Genomic DNA, 20,102 nt, shown 5'->3' with positions numbered 1-20,102 from the left:
GGGGGGAGCGATCATTCCGCGCCGAAGGGGCGCGTGCGCGTGCTGGTGGTCGAGGATTCGCTCGTCGTTCGGATATTGCTGACGCACATCATCGCCCGCGATCCGCGGCTCGAACTCGCGGGGGCCGTCGAGTCCGGCGAGGAGGCTCTCGCCGTCCTCGATACGGTACGGCCGGACGTGATCTCGATGGATATCCGCCTGCCGGGCATCGACGGATTGGAGACGACCCGGCGCATCATGGCCGATCGGCCGACACCGATCGTCGTCATCGCCGATGCAGTCGAGGATTCTTCGCTCAAGATCTCGATGAACGCGTTGCGGGCCGGTGCCCTCTCCGTCGTCGAGAAGCCCGTCGCGACCACGAATGACGGGTACGACGCGGTGGCCGGGCAGATCTGCACCCAGCTGCGCATCATGGCGGCGGTTCCCGTGATCCGACGCCGGCCGATCGGCGCCGAATGGGCCAGCCGCAAATTCGCGGGTCCCAGCGAGACTCCGGTCCCGTTCGAGCCCGTCATGGCGGCGCCGACCGTCCTCGCCATCGCGGCGTCGACCGGCGGCCCACCGGCGCTCGCCAAGGTGATCGGCGGACTCGCCGCCGATTTCCCGCTGCCGATCCTCCTCGTCCAGCACATGGGCGCGGCCTTCATGGAAGGATTCGCGAACTGGCTCGACGGCGTGGTGCCCCTACCCGTCCACCTCGCCCGCGACGGCGAGATGATGCGGGCCGGGCAGGTCTACGTCGCCCCCGGAGACCGTCACTTGGAACTTGGCTGTGGCGGCGTGCTCCGCGTCCACGACGCGCCTCCGGTCGGGGGACAGCGCCCGGCCGCGACGGTCCTGTTCGCCTCCGTCGCCCGGCAGGCCGGGGCTCAGGGCATCGGCGTGCTCCTGACCGGCATGGGGGAGGACGGCGCGACGGGGCTTCTCGACATGCGCAAGGCGGGGGCCGCGACGGTGGCCGAGCACGAGAGTTCGGCGGTGGTTTACGGCATGCCCGCCGCGGCGGTGCGTCTTTCCGCTGCCTCGCGGGTCCTTCCCCTCGATCAGGTCGCGCCCCATCTGCTGCGGCTCGCGCAACGGAGGCCGGCATGAACGCACCGATGGGTGCAGCTGCCCCCGAAGCGGCGGCGCGGGAGCACCGCCTGCTGCTGGTGGAGGATTCGGAAACGCAGGCGCTGGAATTGCGGCTCCAGCTCGAAGCCCAGGGCTTCTCGGTCCAGCGCTGCGCGACCGCAGAATCCGCCCTCGATCTCCTCAACACCGATCTGCCGGATCTGGTGGTCGCCGACCATCACCTGCCCGGCATGAACGGGGACGAGTTCACGCGGCAGATGCGCCTGTCGCTGCGCACCCGCGCGCTGCCGGTGGTGATGCTGACGAGTGCCCGCGACGGCGAACGCCACGGCTTCGAGAGCGGCGCCGACGCCTATGTCGAGAAGTCGGCCGACCGTGATCTCTTGGTATTGCGGATCCGCGCCCTTCTGCGCGAGCGCAAGAACGGCGCGGCGGAGGGCCCCTCCGGCGCTGCCTTCCGCCGGGGCCGCGTGCTGATCGTCGATGGCAGCGCCACCTACCGCGCCTTCTTCACCGGCCTGCTCTCGCAGGAGGGCCACGCCGTGATCGCCGCCGCCGATCGCGCGGCGGCGCTGGCGGCTCTCGACGCGCCGGGGGCGAGCTTCGATTGCGTGACGCTCGACCTCATCGGCAGCCCCTATGACGGGATCGCCCTTTGCACCGAGATCGGTGCGCGCCGCCTGAAGGAGGTCGAGGCGGGTGGCCTCGGCTTTCCGCTGATCGGCATGGCCGGGGCCAAGCCCGACAAGAGCCTCCTGGTATCCGCCTTCGCGGCAGGTGCCGATGACGTTGTGTCGAAGGCCGACGGCGAGGTCTTGGCGATGCGGGTGCGCGGCCTCGTACGCCGCCGCCTTCTGGAAGAGGACAATCGTCGAATCTCCGGTGAGTTCGGGGACCGGGAGCGGGCCGTCGAGCGGGCCCGGGCCGAGGCGGAGGCCGCGGCGGCCCGGGCGGCCCTGGCCGACGCGCTGCAGCAGGCCAACCGCGATCTGGAGGATGCCAACCGCAAGCTGACGGAGGCGCAGGCGAAGCTGGTTCAGGCCGCCAAGATGGCCTCCCTCGGCGAGTTGGTGGCGGGCATCGCCCACGAGATCAACAATCCGCTCGCCTTCATCCTGGCGCATCAGGGCACCGTCGAGCGCATTCTGGGTGAGCTGCCCGCTCCGGAGGCCCCGGACAGCGCGCGGGCCCTGACCAAAGCCCGCGACCGGGTCGGCTCGATGCGACTCGGTCTCACCCGCATCCAGGATCTCGTCCTCAACCTCCGCAAATTCTCGCGGCTCGACGAGGGTGAGCGCGGTCTCGTCAACGTGCCGGAAGCGATCGAGACCGTGCTGGCCCTCATCCAGCACAAGCTCGGCACCCGCATCGCGGTCATCCGCGACTTCTCCGGACGGACGGAGATTCACTGTACGCCCGCGCTGCTCAATCAGGTCGTGATGAACATCCTCGGCAACGCAGCCGACGCGATTCCGGGCGAGGGCACGATCACCATCGCGACGTCCACCGACGCGGAGACCGACATCATTCGCATCAGCGACACGGGGCCGGGCATTCCCGAAGATCTGCGCGAGAAGATCTTCGAGCCGTTCTTCACGACAAAGCCGGTCGGATCGGGTACCGGACTCGGCTTGGCGATTGCCTACAGCGTCGTTCAGGCGCATAGCGGCTCGCTGACCGTGGAGACGGCGCCGGGTGGGGGCGCATGCTTCGTCATCGGCATCCCGAGGCAGTCGGCAGCGGCATGAGCAGAGGCACGATCCTGGCCGTCGATGACGAGCCGGACATCCTGATCGCCCTGGAGGACCTGTTCGAGGACGAGTACCGGGTGCTCACCTCGGCCAAGCCCGAGGAGGCGCTCGCGATTCTCCGGAGCGAGCCGGACATCGCCGTCGTCGTTTCCGATCAGCGCATGCCCGGCATGACCGGTGATGCGCTGCTGGCCGAAGCCCGGCTGTTCCACGAGGCGCAGGCGATCCTGCTCACCGGCTATGCCGACATCTCGGCGGTGATCGCGGCGCTCAATCGCGGCGGTATCATCGGCTACGTCGCCAAGCCCTGGGATCCGACGCTCCTGCGCGCCACGGTGCGCAACGCCTATGAGCGCCACCGCCTCGGCCGGGACCTCGCCACCGAGCGCGCCCTGCTGCGCGGCCTTCTCGATCACGCCGAGGAGGCGATCTCGTTCAAGGATGCGGGCGGGCGCTTCGTGCGGCTCAACGCCCGCAAGGCGGCCCTCATGGGCGCGGAGGTCGAGACGAGCCTCGGTCGCACCGAATCTGCCATCACCGACGCGGCCGAGGCGCGGGACGCGGAGGAAACCGATGCGCGCGCGGTCGCGGCGGGTGAGGCGGGCTCGACGGTGATCGCCCGCGGCGTGCTCGGCGCCGAGCGCTGGTCACATGTCATCCGCGTGCCAATCCGCGGCGCCGGTGGGGACGTGACCCACCTCGCGACGATCGAGCGCGACGTGACCGAGCAGAAGAGCCTGGAGGCGCGTCTGCGCCAATCCGACAAGATGCAGGCACTCGGTACCCTCGCCGGGGGCATTGCCCACGACTTCAACAATCTCCTCACCGCGATCCTCGGCAGCCTGGAACTGGTCGGCCCCAAGATCGCCGACCAGCCACGCGTCAAGCGCCTCGTCGACAACGCCACGGGCGCGGCCCAACGCGGCTCGGCGCTGACGAAGCGCCTCCTCAGCTTCAGCCGATCCAACGATCTGAAGGCGCGGCCCGTCGATCCCAATGCCCTGATCGAGGGAATGAGCGCCCTGTTCGGGTCGAGCCTGGGCAGCCTCGTCACCGTGATGCGCGATCTCGAACCCAAGACGCCCCATGCCCTCGTCGATCCCGACCAGCTCGAACTGGCGGTGCTCAATCTCTGCATCAACGCCCGTGATGCGATGCCCGACGGCGGGAGGGTGACGATCTCGACCCGCCGCGTCGAGATCGCGGACGATCCCGACCTGAAGCCCGGCATTTACGCCGTGGTGACCGTCGCCGACGAGGGCACCGGCATACCGCCGGAGCTGCTGGAGCGGGTCTGCGAGCCGTTCTTCACCACCAAAGCGGTGGGGCAGGGAACCGGCCTCGGTCTCGCGATGGTGTTCGGCCTCGCGCAACAGGCGGGGGGACGCCTGCGCATCACCAGCACGGTCGGCGTCGGCACCCGGATCGAGCTGGCCCTACCGCAGGCCGAGGCCGTCAGCGAGGGCGACACTGCCGAAACCCTGCCGCCGCTGGCGACGGCGGCGGCACCGGCCCGCATCCTCGTGGTCGACGACGATCCGGAGGTGCGGCACGTGACGGCCTCCTTCCTCAGCGACTTCGGATATACCGAAACCGAAGCCAACGACGGACACACGGCGCTCGCCCTGATGGAGGAGGGGACCGCCTTCGATCTCGTCGTCGCCGACCTCGCGATGCCGGGAATGACCGGGGTCGAACTCGCCGCCGCGATCCGCAGCCGCTTCGCCGGCGTGCCGGTCCTGCTGCTCACCGGTCATGCCGAGGCTGTGCCGATCCCCGACGATCTGCCGGTGATGCAGAAGCCGTTCGCGTCGGCGGAACTCGCCGCGCGGGTATCACAATTGCTCGCCGGAAGCGCCTGACGCGCCCGTCTTCCTCGCGGGCGCAGCGACGCCAAAGCGATTCGAGGGAGAACGGTTCGATCGCGAAACGTCCTTCGCTCCCGGCGTCTCCGCGCATGTTGGCCCCCGGCGGGGTCTTGTGACGGACGCGAAAAACGTGGTCCGTTCACCGGCGCGCCGCGTCATCGAAATCCCCCGATCCGCGTCCCGAGCGCAACATTCCTGCGATCTTAGCAGGAGATGATTGCGCTTCGATCAGCTGAGGCAGAAGATCGATTTGCGTCGGCACGCGCCGGAACGCGCAACATTTGTCTTAAGGGGACCGTGATGAGCAGCGTGAATGTCGAGATGGTGAAGTGCGCCTGCCCGGACTGCGTCTGCGTGGTCTCGCTGGAAAAGGCGGTGAAGCGCGAGGAGAAGGCGTTCTGCTGCGACGAGTGCGCCGACGGCCATCCCGAGCACAATGGCTGCGACCACGCCGGCTGCACCTGCCACGGCTGAAGCGTCAAGGCCGGGCCCTGGTCAGGGGAGCGGCCATTCGTAGAGCCGTGCCGGAAGTCCTTTGAAAGGGGTTTCGACGCGGAACAGATGTCCGGCCATCGGGTCGATGGCCGGATCACGCCCTCGCTGGCAGGTCGTCACGTAGAGCGTCGTGAGGTCCGGCCCGCCGAAGGCGCATTTCGTGACGAGCGCCGTGGGAATCGGCAGCACGCGCTCGATGCTTCCGTCCGGGCGGAAGCGCGTGATGCGCGAGGCGCCGTAGTGGCAGATCCAGAGATGCCCCTCGGCATCGAGCGTCAGGCCGTCGGGCTTTCCCCATCCATCCTCGAAGCGGATCAAGGGTTCCGCCGGGCCGATCTCGCCGCCTTCATAGGTATGGGTCCGCACGATCCCCTCGGCCGTATCGATGGTGTAGAGCCGTCGCCCATCCGGGCTCGCCACCGGCCCGTTCGTCACCGCCGCGAGCCCGCCGAACGTCGCGAGCCGGGTGCCGTCGAACCGGTGATAACTGCCGGTCTCGGCCTCCTCCGCATCGTCCATGCTGCCGAAATAGAGGCTGCCGTCAGGGCCGATATTGCCGCTGTTCAGACGGTTGCCCTCGGGAAAATCGTCGGGCCGCACGATCGGCCGGCACGTCCCGTCGGCGAGGTTCAGCGCCGCCACGCCGGAACGGAAACCCGCCACGACGACATCCGGGTCAGTCGTCGGTAGGGCAAAGCTCAGCTTCTCGTCGAGACCGAGCCGTTTGGTCTCGCCGGTCTGCGTCCAATGCCGCCAGATGGCGGGATTCTCGATGTCGACCCACAGGAGCGAGGCGTCGCGCGCGTCCCAAATGATCTCCTCCCCAAGGGTGCAACCGCAGGCCACCGCGACACAGGCAGGTTCGGGATGGATCGTCGGGGTCATCGCAGCTCCGCGGACTGAGAGGTCGCAGGTCAACGCCCGGCGGCCCGGTTTGTCACGAAGCCTTGAAGCCAGTTCGGTCGGCTGATCCCATCGATTCCTCGTCCTGAGATGCGCTGCGAAGCGGAACCGTGAAGGAAGGCTTCGGAAGTCTCAGCGATCCCTCGAAGCCTCGTTCCAGGCCGCCGACGCGGCAGCTCAGGATGAGGGGTTGGCGAGGGCGAGCCGGACAAAGCCCCTCAGCGAGTCTGCTCGGCGATGATCTCCGTGTTGATGGCGAAGGCCGCCATGGCGCCTTCCGCTGCCGCGACGACGGCGAACTGGACCCGGCGCGACGCGTCGCCGGCCACGAACAATCCCGGCACGTTGGTGCGCTCGTATTCGCGGGTCGGCACGACCCCGCGCTTCTCGTCGAGGTCGCACCCGAGTTCGGTGATGAGCGGGGAGGGGCTGCAGGCGAAGGGCATCACGAACAACGCCGCGCAGGGAATGTCGCTGCCGTCCCGGAAATGCAGGCGATGCGGGCGGGCCCCGTCGCCGTCGAGCCGGTCGACCGAGGCCTCGACGATGCGGATGCCGTTGCGGGTGAGGCGGGCGCGGTCCTTGTCTGTAAGCTCCGCGTCGGCGCCATCGGTGCAGAGCGTCACGTCACGGCTCCAGGCCGACAATTCGAGGGCGAGCCCGCTTCCGCCATGTCCGCGTCCGTAGATCGCGAGGGGCCGGTCGCGCACCTCGTAGCCGTCGCAATACGGGCAGGAATGCACCCCCGTGCCCCAGTAGATGTCGAAGCCGGAGACCGGGGGCAGATCCTGGCGAAGGCCGGTTGCGAGGATCATGCGGCGGGCCTGCTCGCTTCGTCCGTCGGCGAGGCGCACGGAGAAAGCCTCGCCGTCGCGGGAGGCACCGATCACCTCGACATCGCGAATTTCGACGGTGTCGTAGCGGGCGAGATCGGCCCGTGCCTGCGCCCGCAACGCGGTGGGCGGGGTGCCGTCGCGCGTGAAAAGGCCCCAGGTCGCCGGCGTTCCGGCATTGCGCGGATGCCCGGCGTCGCAGAGCAAGACGCGGCGTCGCGCCCGGCCGAGGATCAGGGCGGCGTTGAGCCCGGCGGGGCCACCACCCACGATGATGACGTCGTACATGCCGTCTCCCGGGCTGACCCGGGAGACAAGTGTTCGGGCAGAAAAGAGTTCAGACGGAGTACGGCGATCAGGCCGCGCTCTTCACCGGCACGCCCTTCTCGGACAGGAACTGCTGGAGCTCACCGGACTGGAACATCTCGCGGGCGATGTCGCAACCGCCGACGAACTCACCCTTCACGTAGATCTGCGGGATGGTCGGCCAGTTGGAGAAGGCCTTGATGCCCTCGCGGATGCCCATGTCGTCGAGCACGTTCACGCCCTTGAACGGGACGCCCAGGTAATTGAGGATCTGGACGACCTGACCGGAGAAGCCGCACATCGGGAATTGCGGCGTGCCCTTCATGAACACGACCACGTCCTGCGACGCGATCTCGTTCTGGATCGTGGTGTTGGTGTCAGTCATCGCGTGGTCCTCGTCGAGCTTTCGTTCATGCCACTGGCCGTGAGGTCAGGCCGGCCCGTCCGAATACAAGGCCGTACCGCCCTGCGCGGCACATCTCCGCTTCAATCCTGGGGGACGCCCGTGGTCAGCGCAAGAGCGTGGAGCACGCCGCCCATGCGCCCCTGCAGCGCGCCGTAGACCATCTGGTGCTGGGCGACACGGGTCTTGCCCTTGAACGCGGCGGAGATGACCGTTGCGGCGTAATGGTCGCCATCGCCGGCGAGATCCTTGATCTCGACCTTCGCGTCGGGCAGCGCCTCGCGGATCATCGCCTCGATGTCGCGCGCATCCATCGGCATGGAGTGTCTCCCGTTTCTCGTGTCGCCCGGAAGATCACACTGGATTTCGGATCCAGGGCGATCTTCCGGAGTGTTGGTCCGCATCGGCTTTTTCCGAAAGCCGTCATCCGCCTTTCGGGCCGATGCTCTAGGCCGCCGGAGCGGCGGGCTGGCTCGCCATATAGGCGGGGAACCAGCCCTCGTGGGCCGACTTCAACGCGGCCACCGCAACCGATTCTTCGCCCGGCAGGACGAGGCTGTCACCCCCGACGATGCCCACGGTCGCGGCGTCGATCCCCTGCGCCGAGGCGCTGTAGAGGAGATCGGCGGCCGCCTCGGCCGGGACGGCGATGAGGTAGCGGCCCTGATCCTCGCCGAACAGGTAGGCATGGACCGGCAGCTTTCCGTCCGGCACCGCGGGAAGCGTCGCGCCGATCCCCCCGGCCATCGCCATCTCGGCGAGCGCCACGGCGAGACCCCCATCCGACAGGTCGTGGACCGTGTCGGCGATCCCGGACACGATCAGGCTGCGCACGAAGTCGCCGGCCCGGCGCTCGGCAGCGAGATCGACGGGGGGCGGCGCCCCCTCCTCGCGGCCGGCGATCTCGGAAAGATACAGCGACTGGCCGAGCCAACCCTCGGTGCGGCCGATCAGCACCAGCACGTCCCCCTCGCGCTTGAGCGAGAGCGTCGCGTGCCGCTCCACGTCATCGAGGACGCCGACGCCGCCGATGGTCGGGGTCGGCAGAATGCCGACGCCGTTGGTCTCGTTGTAGAGCGAGACGTTGCCGGACACGACGGGGAAATCGAGGGCCTTGCAGGCCTCGCCGATGCCCTTGAGGCAGCCGACGAGCTGGCCCATCACCTCGGGCTTCTCGGGATTGCCGAAGTTGAGGTTGTCGGTGATCGCCAGCGGGCGCCCGCCGACGGCGGAGATGTTGCGCCACGCCTCGGCCACGGCCTGGCGCCCGCCTTCCACCGGATCGGCCTCGCAGTAGCGCGGCGTCACGTCGGTGGAGATGGCCAGCCCCTTCGGACCGTCCTCGATGCGCACGATCGCCGCGTCGCCGCCGGGCTTCTGCACGGTGTTGCCGAGGATGAAGTGGTCGTACTGCTCGTAGACCCAGCGCTTGGAGGCGAGTTCGGGCGAGCCGATCAGACGCGTCAGGGCCTCGGCATTCGGGACCGGCGCCGCCACATCGGCGGCGGCGATCACCGGCTGGTGCGTGTTGGCGATGTGCGGGCGGTCGTAGAGGGGAGCCTCGTCGCCGAGTTCCTTGATCGGCAGGTCGGCGACCGTCTCGCCGTTGTGCTTGATGACGAAGCGGAGCGTGTCGGTGGTGTGGCCGATGACGGCGAAGTCGAGACCCCACTTGACGAAGATGGCCTGGGCTTCGGCCTCCATGCCGGGCTTGAGCACCATGAGCATGCGCTCCTGGCTCTCGGACAGCATCATCTCGTAAGGGCTCATGCCCTCTTCGCGGGTCGGCACCTTCTCGAGATGCAGCTCGACGCCGAGATCGCCCTTGGCGCCCATCTCCACCGCCGAACAGGTCAGCCCGGCCGCGCCCATATCCTGAATCGCGATGACGGCGCCGGAGGCCATCAGCTCCAGACAGGCCTCGAGCAAGAGCTTCTCGGCAAAGGGATCGCCGACCTGCACGGTCGGGCGCTTCGACTCGCTCTCCTCGTCGAACTCGGCGGACGCCATGGTGGCGCCGTGGATGCCGTCGCGTCCGGTCTTGGAGCCCAGATAGACGATCGGATTCCCGACGCCGGTCGCCGCCGCGTAGAAGATGGAATCGGCCCGCGCCAGGCCGACCGCCATGGCATTGACCAGGATGTTGCCGTCGTAGCGCCGGTGGAAGCCGACAAGGCCCCCCACCGTCGGCACGCCGAAGGAATTGCCGTAGCCGCCGACGCCCGCGACGACGCCCGAGACGAGGTGGCGGGTGCGCGGATGGTCGGGCGAGCCGAAGCGGAGCGCGTTCAGGGCGGCGATGGGGCGGGCCCCCATGGTGAACACGTCGCGCAGGATGCCTCCGACGCCGGTCGCTGCGCCCTGATACGGCTCGATGAAGCTCGGGTGGTTGTGGCTCTCCATCTTGAAGACGCAGGCTAGACCGTCGCCGATATCGATGACGCCGGCATTCTCGCCGGGGCCCTGGATCACCCACGGCGCCGAGGTCGGCAGCCCGCGCAGATGTTTTCGCGACGACTTGTAGGAGCAGTGCTCGTTCCACATCGCCGAGACGATGCCGAGCTCGGTCAGGGTCGGCTCACGACCGACGAGCGCGCGGAAGCGCTCGTACTCGTCGGGCGTCAGACCGTGCTGGCGCACGAGCTCGGGGGTTATCGGAACATCGTTGCGAAACATTCGCAGCCCTTGCTCAAAATCCTCGCCGCGCGAGCGTCCAAACGACGGCGCCGCTGCCCCGCCAGACCCGCGGCCGATCCCCGCAAGGACCGGCGCGACGCGGGCTTCGCTCTAGAGCGGAACGGGGGCGGCTGCAAACACGGAACGGCATCGCAACATGATCGCGCGCGATACGGTCTCGGCTTTTCCTCACAATTCCTTAACCGGTTCCAGGATGGCAAGCCCCTAGGTCTTCGTGGCCGGGGCCGCGATCCGGGCAACCGCCGCGTGGACCGGCTCGGGTCCGGCCACGAAGGCCGCGTAATCGAAGGCACCCGGCTTCCGGCTCGACATCAGGAGCTGGAAATGCATGCGGAACAGGTTCCAGCGCCGCCGCGCGACGATGGCCGGCTCGATCAGATCCTCGATGGACACCCGCAGCACCGCGAACCGCCCCGGCGGCGGCGCGGGCAGCCCCGAGGCACTCACGGGATCGCGCAGGTGAATCGACAGCCAATCCCAACTGGCGCGCACGTCGAGCCAGCCGATGCGGGTCTCGCCGCCGATCCGGGCGAGGGCATTCCGCGTCCGCTCGGCCCGGGGATCGAGGGTGATCCAGGGAATCACGCTGCCGATCGTCACGAGAGTCACCGGCGTGCCCCGCGATCCGAAATCGGGATCCTGGGCAAGGATGCGGTCGAGGACTTCGAGGGCGAGGAAGCTCGAGGAGGAATGGCCGATCACGACGATCTCGGAGGCGACCCCTTCGGCGGCGCGGATACGCTCGGCCCAGGGAGCCAGACGTTCGCGCATCGCCGGCTCACGGCCGGACGCATGGTCGTGGGTGAAGGCGGTGTCGTCGACGAGATGGGCGACGTAGAGCGGTTTTCCCCGCGTCACCCGCATCACGAGGCTGAGGATCGCGTAGGCGAGAGGCGGTACGACGGCTGCGGCGGCGAGGCCCGGCCAGCCCGCGGGCGATACGATCGCGACGAGTCCGGCGGCGAGCGCGAGGCTCAGCACGACGAGGACCAGGTAGATGAGGTGGATGCCGAGGATGACGCGATGGAAGCGCCGCGCCTCGCGCCGGAATGCCCTGAGATAGCCGCTGCGCCACAAGCGCCACCAGAGGGCAGGCACCTCGGCGAGGCGGCGCAGGTTCGAGCGGGGGAAGCGGGCACGCACGATATCGTCCCAGCGCAGCAGGCTGTAGCGCAGGCGGGTGACCGCGCCATCGACATCGCTCGTCACGTCCCAATCGAGACTGATCTCGTCGCCGGAGCGCACCGGTTCGCCGACCGTGATGCCGATCCCCCGCCGCTCCGCCGTGATGCGGCTCTCCCGGCGGAACAGGCCCCAATACGTCTCCGGCGGGCGCGGGTCGAAGCCCGGCAGGTAGAAGACCTGCCGCACCGGCTCGGAAGGGTCGGGGCGGGAAATGGCGTGCGGCCCTTGTTGCGACGTGCGGCCAGCGGCCGTTTCCGTTGCCTACACGATGGCGCACGGGGCGCGCGAGGGCAAAAGGGCAACGGCCCAGGCTTCCACATCACCGCCGCCATCCTGTGGCGCTGATCAGCGCCCCAGGCTGACGGCGTCCGGTGACCGCTCGCTGCGTCAGCCCGCCTCCAGCCATTCCTGCAACCGGGTCCAGCGGCGGCGCACGGTATGATCCTGCACCGCCATCCGGATGGCCCGGGGCTGGCCGATCAGGACCACGACGCGACGTCCCCGGGTCAGCCCCGTGTAGAGGAGGTTGCGTGCCAGCATGGTGCGGTGCTGCGTCACCACCGGAATCACCACGGCCGGGTATTCCGAGCCCTGCGCCTTGTGGATCGTGGTGGCGAAGGCCGGCACGAGCGTGTCGAGTTCGGCGAAGGGATAGACGACCGCGCGCCCGTCGAAATCGACGCTGAGCGCCTCCTCCGCCATATCGATCGCGGCGATCGTGCCGAGATCGCCGTTGAACACGTCGCGATCGTAGTCGTTGCGGGTCTCCATCACCCGGTCTCCGGGGGCGAAGCGCCAACCGAAGCGCTCGACCAGCGTGGGCGGATTGGGGTTCAGGACCGCCTGGAGCCGGTGGTTCAGGTTGCGGCTGCCGAGGGATCCACGGATCATCGGCGTCAGAACCTGGATGTCCCGGGTCGGATCGAGGCCGAAGCGACGGGGGATGCGCCGGGTGACCGCCTCGATCAGGGTCTCGACGCCGGCATCCGGATCGTCGATCTCGATGATGTGGAAGTCGCTCGGCTCGCCCCGCGGCGGGGTCTCGGGCACACATCCGCTGTTGACCCGATGGGCGCTCGTCACGATCCGGCTCTGCGCCGCCTGGCGGAAGATCTCGGTGAGCCGGGCCACGGGGACGCGCCCGGAGGCGATCACGTCGGCCAGGACCTGTCCCGGACCGACCGAGGGAAGCTGATCGACATCGCCGACGAGGATCAGCGCCGCGCGCTCGGGTATCGCCTTGAGCAGAGCGTGCATCAACGGCACGTCGACCATGGACATCTCGTCGATGACGACGAGATCGGCGTCGAGGGGATTGGTCTCGTCGCGCTGGAAGCCGCCGTTGCGCGGGTCGATCTCAAGAAGGCGGTGGATCGTGCGCGCTTCGAGCCCCGTCTGCTCGGCCATGCGCTTGGCGGCGCGGCCGGTCGGGGCGGCGAGCAGCACGCGGACGCCCTTGGCCGTGAGGATGCGCAGGATCGCGTCGAGGGTGCTGGTCTTGCCGACGCCCGGCCCGCCGGTCAGCACGCAGAGTTTTGCGGACAGCGCGAGATCCACGGCTTCGGCCTGGGACGCGGAGAGCGCCTTGCCGGTCCTCGCCTCGACCCAGGGGCGGGCACGTCCGGGAAAATCGATCGGGGGCCAGGACGGCGTGCCTCCGGCACGGTCGAGGAGGCGGGCAGCGATGGCACGCTCGGCCCCGTGCAGGCCCTTCAGGAACAGGCAGGGCTCGCCCCGGAGCGTATCGGCGACGACATCCCGGCCCTCGCGCAGCGCCAGGGCGGCGGCGCAGCGCACCAGTTCGGGTGCGACGTCGAGCAGATCGGCGGCCGAGCGCACGAGGGCATCGACGGGGAGGCCGCAATGGCCCTCGTCCATCGCTTTCTGGAGCGCGTAGGCGACACCGGCAGCGAGGCGCCGCGGCGCCTCGCGGGCGAGCCCGAGCCGGAGCGCGATCGCATCGGCCGTGCGAAAACCGATGCCCCGGATGTCGCGGGCCAAGCGGTATGGGTCCTCGGCCATGACCTTCAGGGATTCATGGCCGTAGGTGCGGAAGATGCGGGTCGCCCGCGCGGTGCCCACGCCGTGGGCGTGCAGGAAGATCATGATCTCCCGCACGGCCTTCTGCTCGGCCCAGCCCTTCACGATGCGGGCGGCGCGGGTCTTGCCGATGCCCTCGACCTCGGTAAGGCGGCCGGGCGCGGCCTCGATGATCTCGAAGACGGCCTCGCCGAAGGCCGCGACGATGCGCTTGGCCATGAGCGGGCCGATGCCGCGCATCTGGCCCGAGGCGAGGTAGCGCTCGATTCCCTCGATCCCGGTCGGCGCCGTGACCTGAAGCGTCTCGGCCCGAAACTGGAGCCCGTGCTCACGATCGTTTGTCCAGCGGCCGGAGGCGGTCATCCACTCGCCGGCGGCGATGGCGGGCGCGTGCCCCACCACTGGAACGAGATCGCGCTTACCCCGGGCATGGACCTTGAGGACGCAGAATCCGGTCTCCGCGCTGTGGAAGGTCACCCGCTCGACCGAACCCGCCAGCACATCCATGCGTCACCGAATCCAGGTTTCGAAAGGACAAGTCCTTTCGCGGGTCCAGGGCGGAGCCCTGATCTAGGAGGGAAACCGGGGCTCTGTCCCAAAGCCCCGCCAAAGGGCTTGCCCTTTGGGAACCCGTTACGCGGCCCGTCCGCGCCCTGCCTTCTTGGCCGGCGGCCAGCCCAATGCCCGCAGGCGGGCCTTGGCGTAGTCGCGCACCTCCTCGCGGGTGCCGTGGGGCATGGCGTTGAGGATGCCCTGGCTGCGCTCGTCGAGCATGAGATCGGTGACGGCGTTGATCGATTCCGCCTCGTCGATCAGTCGCTTCAGGTCGGCTTCCTGCTCGGTCACCTCGTCGAAGGCGGGCGGGGCGTCGTAATCCTCGTCCACCGCGCGGATCGGCACGCCGTGGTTCTGGCGGAACTCGTCGGCCTCCTCCTCGGAATAGACGAGCCCGTGCAACTCGATCAGCTTGAGGATCACCCGGTCCTTCGCCCGCTTCTCGGCCATGGCGTAGACGTAAGCCGCCTGCCGGCCCGAGACGCGGTAATTCACGTTCACCAGCGCCTCGCCGATCGACCACTCGACCCGCTCCTCCCCGGCCTTCTCGCCGGGCATGTGGCCGGTGACGAGAATCACCGCCTCGTCGCGCTCCGAGCGGATCAGCGTCGGCGGGTCGAAGCGGATGCGGGTGTGAGCGGCGATGCGCTCCAGCGTCTTGTGATAGATCACGGCGGTGCCCTGCACGCGCCAGACATTGCCCGCGAAGGGCTCGCCGTAGCGCACGAGGATATCGGCAATCTGCTTGTCGGCGGTTCTCATGGTGCGTCCCGATCTGGGGGCGGAGCCCGTGAGCGAAAGGTGCTGCGGCCGCGCTTGTTCGTGTTTTGTTCCGTTGAAGATTTATATGTGGATAAGTGTGGACGACGCAATGCATCCGCCTGCGGCGGCCGGTCGCTGTCGCCTGTGGATAAGCCTGTTGAAGAAGGCCGGACTCGTCCCATCCGCCCCCCTCATCCTGAGGTGCTGCGAAGCAGCCTCGAAGAAGGACTCCAGGGATCGCGCGACTTCTGGAACCCTCCTTCGAGGCTCCGCTTCGATCCGCACCTCAGGATGAGGGGATTTGTTTGGATGAACCTCAGCCGGGTCCCGCCCCGCGACCCGCGGCGTCGCTCAGAAACTCGCGGATCGCGTCGGTGAAGCGCTCGCCATAGGCCTCGCGCTTGCGCTCGCCGACTCCGTGGATCGAGCGGAGCGCCCAGAGATCCACCGGCTTGCCGCGGGCCATCTCGATCAGGGTGCGATCGGGAAACACCATGAAGGCCGCGATGCCTTCCGCCCGGGCGATGGTGGCGCGCAGCCCTCGCAGGTGCTGGAACAGCGCCTCGTCGGCCTCGTTAAGGCCATCGGCGCCGTCCTCGGTGCGGGTGGTGCGGCGGCTGCGCGGCTCGGCCTTCTTCGGTTCAGGATCCGGGCGCACCTGCACGGTCTCGCGGCCGAACAGGATCGCCTCGCCCTTCTCGGTCATGACGAGGCCGCCATAGCCGTCGGTGTTCTCGGCCACCGCGCCGGCCGCGAAGAGCTGGCGCAGCAGCGCGCGCCAAGCGGCCACCGGCTTGTCCGCGCCGACCCCGAAGGTCTTGAGGGCGGCGTGGCCGTTGCGGCGGATCTGCTCGCTCTCCTTCCCATGCACCACGTCGCAGACATAGGCCGCACCGAAACGCTGGCCGGTGCGCACGATCGCCGAGAGCAGCTTCTGCGCGCTCACCGTGCCGTCGATCAAAGAGACACCGCCGCGGCAGAGATCGCAGCGTCCACAGGGCTGGCTCGCCTCGCCGAAATAGCCGAGCAGCGATTGCCGGCGGCAGGCCGCACCCTCGCAGAGCGCGATCATCGCCTCGAGCTTGCGTCGCTCGACCCGGCGGCGCTCGTCCGGAATCTCCTTCTCGTCGATCTGGCGACGGCGGAGCGCCATGTCGTCGAGACCGTAGAGGGTGAGCGTGTCGGACGGCAGGCCGTCGCGGCCGGCGCGGCCGATCTCCTGATAATAGCCCTCGATATTGGTCGGCATGTCGGCGTGGCAGACGTAGCGCACGTCCGGTTTGTTGATGCCCATGCCGAAGGCGATCGTGGCGGTCATCACCACTCCGTCCTCTTGCAGGAACGTGTCCTGGTTCTTCGCCCGCGTGCCCTGATCGAGACCGGCATGATAGGGCAGGGCGTTGAAGCCGTCGGCCTTCAAGGTATCGGCCAGCTGCTCCACGCGCTTGCGCGAGGAGCAGTAGATGATCCCGCTCTCCGAGCGGCGGTTCTTCAGGAAGCGTTCGAGCTGCCGCGTCGGGTTGTCCTTGGGCTGAAAGGTCAGCCGGATGTTCGGCCGGTCGAAGGAATGGACGAAGGTCTTGGGTGGGCGGCCCGCGGGAAAGAGCCGCTCGGCGATCTCGGCCCGGGTCGCCGCATCCGCCGTGGCGGTCAGCGCCAGGGTCTGCACGTTGCCGAGCGCCTCGCGGGCGCGGGCGATCTCGCGATATTCGGGCCGGAAGTCGTGTCCCCATTGCGAAACGCAATGGGCCTCGTCGACCGCAAGCCGGCACACACCCGCGCTCTGCAGCGCCTCCATGCAGCCATCCATCAGGAGGCGCTCGGGGGACACGAACAGCAGGCGCAGATCGCGCGCGCGGATCTTCCGCCACGTCTCGCGGGAGGTCGTCTCGGCCACGGTGGAATTGAGGGTCGCCGCCTCGATGCCGAAGGCGTGCATCTGCTGCACTTGATCGTGCATCAGCGCGATCAGCGGCGAGACCACCACGGTCAGCCCGTCATCGACGAGAGCCGGCAACTGGTAGGTCATCGACTTGCCGGAGCCCGTCGGCATCACCGCGAAGACGTCGTCGCCGTCGAGCACGGCCCCGATCACCTCGTCCTGCCCGGGCCGGAAATCGTCGTAACCGAAGGTCTTTTGGAGCGCGGCACGGGCCTCGGCGAGGCGAGCGGACATGAGGTCTCGGAGGGCTCAGGGGAGGGGTGCGGACCAGCTTATCGCAGCCGGCCGATAGGCAGCCATATCGCAGATGACCGGCGATCGCGCGAGCCGATGCGCCGCAGGATCTTGGTCGGCTCACCCATCTCCCGGCAGAATTCGACCCTCGGCCACGCGGACGAGGTCGGCCCGGCCCTCCAACTCGCCGAACAGGGCCGGATCGGCGCCCGTCATCCAGACCTGGCTCTCCAAGGCCTCGAGGGCGTCGAACAATCCGCCGCGACGGCGCGGATCGAGATGGGCCGCCACCTCGTCGAGGAGGATCAGCGGCGAGAGGCCGCTCATGGCGCGCACGAGGCGGGCATGGGCCAGGACGAGACCGATCAGGAGTGCCTTCTGCTCGCCGGTGGAGGCCGTGGCCGCCGGTACGTCTTTGGGGCCGTGACGCACGACGAGGTCGGTGGTTTGCGGGCCGATGAGGGTGCGGCCGGCCGCACGGTCGCGATGGCGACCCTGCATCAGCGCCCGCCGGAACCGGTCCTCGGCCTCCAAGGCGGGCCAGACCGCGACGAGGTCGTCGAGATCGCCCTCAAGACGGATCGACGCCCAGGGGAAGGGCGCAGCATCGTCCCGGGTCTCGGCGATGAGCCGGTCCAGGCGCTCCGCGGTCTCGCGGCGGGCGAGCGCCACGGCGACGCCGAGTTCGGCCACCTCGCGCTCGACCGCGTCGAGCCAGCGGGTGTCGTCCGGGCGCTCGTCGAGCAGGCGGTTGCGCGAGCGCAGGGCCCGCTCCATCGCCGAGACGCGGGCGCCGTGGCTGGCATCGACGGCGAGGACCAGCCGATCGAGGAAGCGGCGCCGGTCGCCCGCCGGACCGCGGAACAGCCCGTCGAGATCGGGCGTCAGCCAGACGATCCGCAAGAATTCCGAGAAGGCGACCGGCGAGGGAGCCGCCGCCCCGTCGATGCGGCAGACCCGCGTGCCGCGCGCCTCGTAGACCGGGGGCTCGTAGCCGGTGCCGAGCCGATGCTCGGCCTCGCCGCTGTCGAGCGTCAGCGAGACCGCGAATCCGCCGGGCCCGGAAACCCGCGCCATGGTGGCGAGATCCGCCCGGCGCAGGCCGCGACCGGGGCAGAACAGCGAGACCGCCTCCAGCAGATTGGTCTTGCCCGCCCCGTTCTCGCCGACCAGCGCCACGAAGCGGCGCGCGGTCGACAGATCGAGATCGACGTGGTTGCGGAAATCGCGGGCGATCAGGCGGGTGAGGCGCGTCGCCGGGGCTGGTGCTTCATTCATACGGCAGCAGGCCGGACCGATCTCGGGCAGAATGGATGACGCGATCGATCAGGACGACGTCGTCGCCGACACGGTGGAGAATCAGATAGGAACGGAACACCAGAACGCGGACTTCTGCCGCGATCTCCGGTGTCGGCCGGCCCTGGAACGGGGTGTGGGAAAGAGATCGGCACCGCTCGCGAAGTTCCGTGACGAAGCTCACGGCGCGCGTCGGATCGTCAACCGCAATGAAATCGCCGATATCCCTGAGGTCCGCTCGCGCCCGCCGCGAGATGACGACCGATCTCACGAGCCGGCCGCATCCCTCGTCTCGTAGCGCGCGGCAAGCGCGTCGAGAACATCCTCGACCGGCTCATACGCGCCGCTCTCGACGCCCTCGACCCATGCCGTGCGCAATTCCGATAGTCGCTCTTCGCGCAAGCGCAGGAGACGAATGCCGTCGACCACGGCCTCGTCGATCGAAGCGTAGCGCCCGGCCGCAACGAGATCATCGACGAAGGCCGCGTTTTCCGGGTTGAGGACGACAGGTTCGGACATGGGCTCCCTCGCGCCGGCCAATCTAACCGGTCGATCCGAGCGAGGCGAGGGACCCTTTCGCCTCACACCCGCATCGGCATCAGCACGTAGAGCGCCGGGGCCCCGTCGCGATCCTGTATCAGCGTCGGCGAGCCCGGATCGGCGAGCTTGAACAGGGCGGTGTCGCCCTGGAGCTGGGCGGTGATGTCCAAGAGGTAGCGGGCGTTGAAGCCGATATCGAGGGCGGCGGCCTCGTAATCGGCGTCGAGCTCCTCGGTCGCCGATCCGGCATCCGGGTTCGTCACCGAGAGGGCGAGCCGCCCTTCCGTCACCGAGAGCTTCACGGCGCGGCCGCGCTCGGACGAGATGGTCGAGACCCGGTCGACGGCGCGGGCGAAGGCGTCACGCTCCACCGTCAGGCGCTTGTCGTTGCCGGTCGGGATCACCCGCTGGTAATCCGGGAAGGTGCCGTCGATCAGCTTCGAGATCAACGTCACCCCACCGGCGAAGGTAAGGCGGATCTTGGCCGGCGAGATCTCGACCTCGACGCTCTCGCCGCCGTCATCCACGAGCTTCTGTATCTCGGCCACGGCCTTGCGCGGGACGATGATGCCCGGCATGCCGCGGCTGCCCTCGGGCGCGGCAGTCTCGACCCGGGCCAGTCGATGCCCGTCGGTGGCGACGGCGCGGAGCTTGGCCTCGCCTTCGACCTCCACCGCGTGAAGGTAGATCCCGTTGAGGTAGTAGCGGGTCTCCTCCGTCGAGATCGCGAACTGCGTCTTCTCGATGAGGAGCTTCAGCTCGGCCGCCGGGATCGAGAAGGAGTGCGGCAGCTCGCCCGCGGCGAGATCGGGGAAATCGCCCTCGGGCAGCGCGCCCAGCGCGAAGCGCGAGCGGCCGGACCGGATCGTCATCTGCCCGGTCTCGCCGGAGGTCTCGAGCGAGACCTGCGCGCCGTCGGGGAGCTTGCGGACGATGTCGTAGATGACATGGGCCGGCACCGTGGTGGCGCCCGCATCCAGAACGTCCGCCGGCACGGTCTCGGTGACCTCGATATCGAGGTCGGTCGCCTTCAGCTGCAGGCCGTTCTCGGCGGTGCGCAGCAGGACGTTGGAGAGGATCGGGATGGTGTTGCGCCGCTCCACCACCCGGTGCACGTGGCCGAGCGATCTGAGGAGGGCCGCGCGCTCGACAGTGACTCTCATCGACGGATCCGTGATCTTTCGCAACAACGCCCGCCCGCCAGGAGGCTCGGCC

Annotated in this window: 17 protein-coding genes; 4 read left to right on the top strand and 13 right to left on the bottom strand. The window is 68.8% G+C overall.

Annotated features, from left to right (window positions below; all coding sequences use genetic code 11):
- Positions 1-33: 33 nt before the first annotated feature.
- The 4 genes from cheB (at position 34) to OWC43_RS19585 (ending at position 5,170) form a co-directional block, all read left to right on the top strand.
- Positions 34-1,095, top strand: coding sequence for a chemotaxis-specific protein-glutamate methyltransferase CheB (gene cheB, locus OWC43_RS19600; RefSeq protein WP_393957940.1), 1,062 nt, complete (start codon positions 34-36; stop codon positions 1,093-1,095).
- Positions 1,092-2,825, top strand: coding sequence for a response regulator (locus tag OWC43_RS19595; RefSeq protein WP_137828098.1), 1,734 nt, complete (start codon positions 1,092-1,094; stop codon positions 2,823-2,825). Before cheB ends, OWC43_RS19595 begins: the two co-directional genes overlap by 4 nt.
- On the top strand, positions 2,822-4,690 hold the full coding sequence (locus OWC43_RS19590; RefSeq protein WP_393957939.1) for a response regulator: 1,869 nt from the start codon (positions 2,822-2,824) through the stop codon (positions 4,688-4,690). Before OWC43_RS19595 ends, OWC43_RS19590 begins: the two co-directional genes overlap by 4 nt.
- Before the next feature lie 306 nt (positions 4,691-4,996).
- Complete coding sequence (locus tag OWC43_RS19585; RefSeq protein ID WP_137828096.1) at positions 4,997-5,170, top strand: metallothionein; 174 nt, start codon at positions 4,997-4,999, stop codon at positions 5,168-5,170.
- Between the two features lie 21 nt (positions 5,171-5,191).
- Here OWC43_RS19585 and OWC43_RS19580 read toward each other — a convergent pair whose 3' ends face one another.
- The 13 genes from OWC43_RS19580 to dnaN form a co-directional block, all read right to left on the bottom strand.
- Complete coding sequence (locus tag OWC43_RS19580; protein WP_393957938.1) at positions 5,192-6,076, bottom strand: SMP-30/gluconolactonase/LRE family protein; 885 nt, start codon at positions 6,074-6,076, stop codon at positions 5,192-5,194.
- A gap of 236 nt (positions 6,077-6,312) precedes the next feature.
- Positions 6,313-7,215: an NAD(P)/FAD-dependent oxidoreductase gene (locus OWC43_RS19575; RefSeq protein WP_393957936.1), complete on the bottom strand. Its 903-nt coding sequence runs from the start codon at positions 7,213-7,215 to the stop codon at positions 6,313-6,315.
- Between the two features lie 67 nt (positions 7,216-7,282).
- Entirely contained in the window at positions 7,283-7,618 is a 336-nt protein-coding gene (grxD, locus tag OWC43_RS19570) for a Grx4 family monothiol glutaredoxin (protein ID WP_056243117.1), read from the bottom strand.
- A gap of 101 nt (positions 7,619-7,719) precedes the next feature.
- On the bottom strand, positions 7,720-7,956 hold the full coding sequence (locus OWC43_RS19565) for a BolA family protein (RefSeq protein ID WP_137828093.1): 237 nt from the start codon (positions 7,954-7,956) through the stop codon (positions 7,720-7,722).
- 127 nt (positions 7,957-8,083) lie between these two features.
- Complete coding sequence (gene purL / locus OWC43_RS19560) at positions 8,084-10,312, bottom strand: phosphoribosylformylglycinamidine synthase subunit PurL (protein ID WP_393957935.1); 2,229 nt, start codon at positions 10,310-10,312, stop codon at positions 8,084-8,086.
- A gap of 225 nt (positions 10,313-10,537) precedes the next feature.
- Positions 10,538-11,704, bottom strand: a complete 1,167-nt coding sequence (locus OWC43_RS19555) for a hydrolase (RefSeq protein ID WP_393957934.1) — start codon at positions 11,702-11,704, stop codon at positions 10,538-10,540.
- Positions 11,705-11,905: 201 nt separating this feature from the next.
- Positions 11,906-14,065, bottom strand: coding sequence for an ATP-dependent RecD-like DNA helicase (locus OWC43_RS19550; RefSeq protein WP_393957933.1), 2,160 nt, complete (start codon positions 14,063-14,065; stop codon positions 11,906-11,908).
- A gap of 126 nt (positions 14,066-14,191) precedes the next feature.
- Positions 14,192-14,875, bottom strand: coding sequence for a trna delta -isopentenylpyrophosphate transferase (locus tag OWC43_RS19545; protein ID WP_137828089.1), 684 nt, complete (start codon positions 14,873-14,875; stop codon positions 14,192-14,194).
- Positions 14,876-15,191: 316 nt separating this feature from the next.
- The gene (recQ, locus tag OWC43_RS19540) at positions 15,192-17,051 is read right to left on the bottom strand and encodes a DNA helicase RecQ (RefSeq protein WP_393957930.1); all 1,860 of its coding nucleotides are present in this window, start codon (positions 17,049-17,051) and stop codon (positions 15,192-15,194) included.
- Between the two features lie 120 nt (positions 17,052-17,171).
- A complete protein-coding gene (recF, locus tag OWC43_RS19535; RefSeq protein WP_393957928.1) occupies positions 17,172-18,329 on the bottom strand; it encodes a DNA replication/repair protein RecF in 1,158 nt (385 codons plus the stop codon).
- The gene (locus OWC43_RS19530; RefSeq protein WP_393957927.1) at positions 18,322-18,618 is read right to left on the bottom strand and encodes a type II toxin-antitoxin system RelE/ParE family toxin; all 297 of its coding nucleotides are present in this window, start codon (positions 18,616-18,618) and stop codon (positions 18,322-18,324) included. Before OWC43_RS19530 ends, recF begins: the two co-directional genes overlap by 8 nt.
- Positions 18,615-18,866: a type II toxin-antitoxin system ParD family antitoxin gene (locus OWC43_RS19525; protein WP_137828085.1), complete on the bottom strand. Its 252-nt coding sequence runs from the start codon at positions 18,864-18,866 to the stop codon at positions 18,615-18,617. Before OWC43_RS19525 ends, OWC43_RS19530 begins: the two co-directional genes overlap by 4 nt.
- Before the next feature lie 62 nt (positions 18,867-18,928).
- Entirely contained in the window at positions 18,929-20,050 is a 1,122-nt protein-coding gene (gene dnaN / locus OWC43_RS19520) for a DNA polymerase III subunit beta (RefSeq protein ID WP_137828084.1), read from the bottom strand.
- Positions 20,051-20,102: the final 52 nt, after the last annotated feature.

It is taken from the genome of Methylorubrum sp. POS3, from assembly GCF_043352485.1.
Taxonomy (GTDB): Bacteria; Pseudomonadota; Alphaproteobacteria; order Rhizobiales; family Beijerinckiaceae; genus Methylobacterium; species Methylobacterium suomiense.
This window is presented reverse-complemented; position numbering and strand designations above follow the sequence as displayed.

What these genes read in the sequence shown, in the direction of transcription:
- OWC43_RS19550 (WP_393957933.1), bottom strand. Translation starts at nt 14,065, where the DNA reads ATGGATGTGCTGGCGGGTTCGGTCGAGCGGGTGACCTTCCACAGCGCG.
- OWC43_RS19575 (WP_393957936.1), bottom strand. Translation starts at nt 7,215, where the DNA reads ATGTACGACGTCATCATCGTGGGTGGTGGCCCCGCCGGGCTCAACGCC.
- recF (WP_393957928.1), bottom strand. Translation starts at nt 18,329, where the DNA reads ATGAATGAAGCACCAGCCCCGGCGACGCGCCTCACCCGCCTGATCGCC.
- dnaN (WP_137828084.1), bottom strand. Translation starts at nt 20,050, where the DNA reads ATGAGAGTCACTGTCGAGCGCGCGGCCCTCCTCAGATCGCTCGGCCAC.
- OWC43_RS19590 (WP_393957939.1), top strand. Translation starts at nt 2,822, where the DNA reads ATGAGCAGAGGCACGATCCTGGCCGTCGATGACGAGCCGGACATCCTG.
- recQ (WP_393957930.1), bottom strand. Translation starts at nt 17,051, where the DNA reads ATGTCCGCTCGCCTCGCCGAGGCCCGTGCCGCGCTCCAAAAGACCTTC.
- OWC43_RS19580 (WP_393957938.1), bottom strand. Translation starts at nt 6,076, where the DNA reads ATGACCCCGACGATCCATCCCGAACCTGCCTGTGTCGCGGTGGCCTGC.
- OWC43_RS19545 (WP_137828089.1), bottom strand. Translation starts at nt 14,875, where the DNA reads ATGAGAACCGCCGACAAGCAGATTGCCGATATCCTCGTGCGCTACGGC.
- OWC43_RS19585 (WP_137828096.1), top strand. Translation starts at nt 4,997, where the DNA reads ATGAGCAGCGTGAATGTCGAGATGGTGAAGTGCGCCTGCCCGGACTGC.
- OWC43_RS19525 (WP_137828085.1), bottom strand. Translation starts at nt 18,866, where the DNA reads ATGTCCGAACCTGTCGTCCTCAACCCGGAAAACGCGGCCTTCGTCGAT.
- OWC43_RS19565 (WP_137828093.1), bottom strand. Translation starts at nt 7,956, where the DNA reads ATGCCGATGGATGCGCGCGACATCGAGGCGATGATCCGCGAGGCGCTG.
- purL (WP_393957935.1), bottom strand. Translation starts at nt 10,312, where the DNA reads ATGTTTCGCAACGATGTTCCGATAACCCCCGAGCTCGTGCGCCAGCAC.
- grxD (WP_056243117.1), bottom strand. Translation starts at nt 7,618, where the DNA reads ATGACTGACACCAACACCACGATCCAGAACGAGATCGCGTCGCAGGAC.
- OWC43_RS19595 (WP_137828098.1), top strand. Translation starts at nt 1,092, where the DNA reads ATGAACGCACCGATGGGTGCAGCTGCCCCCGAAGCGGCGGCGCGGGAG.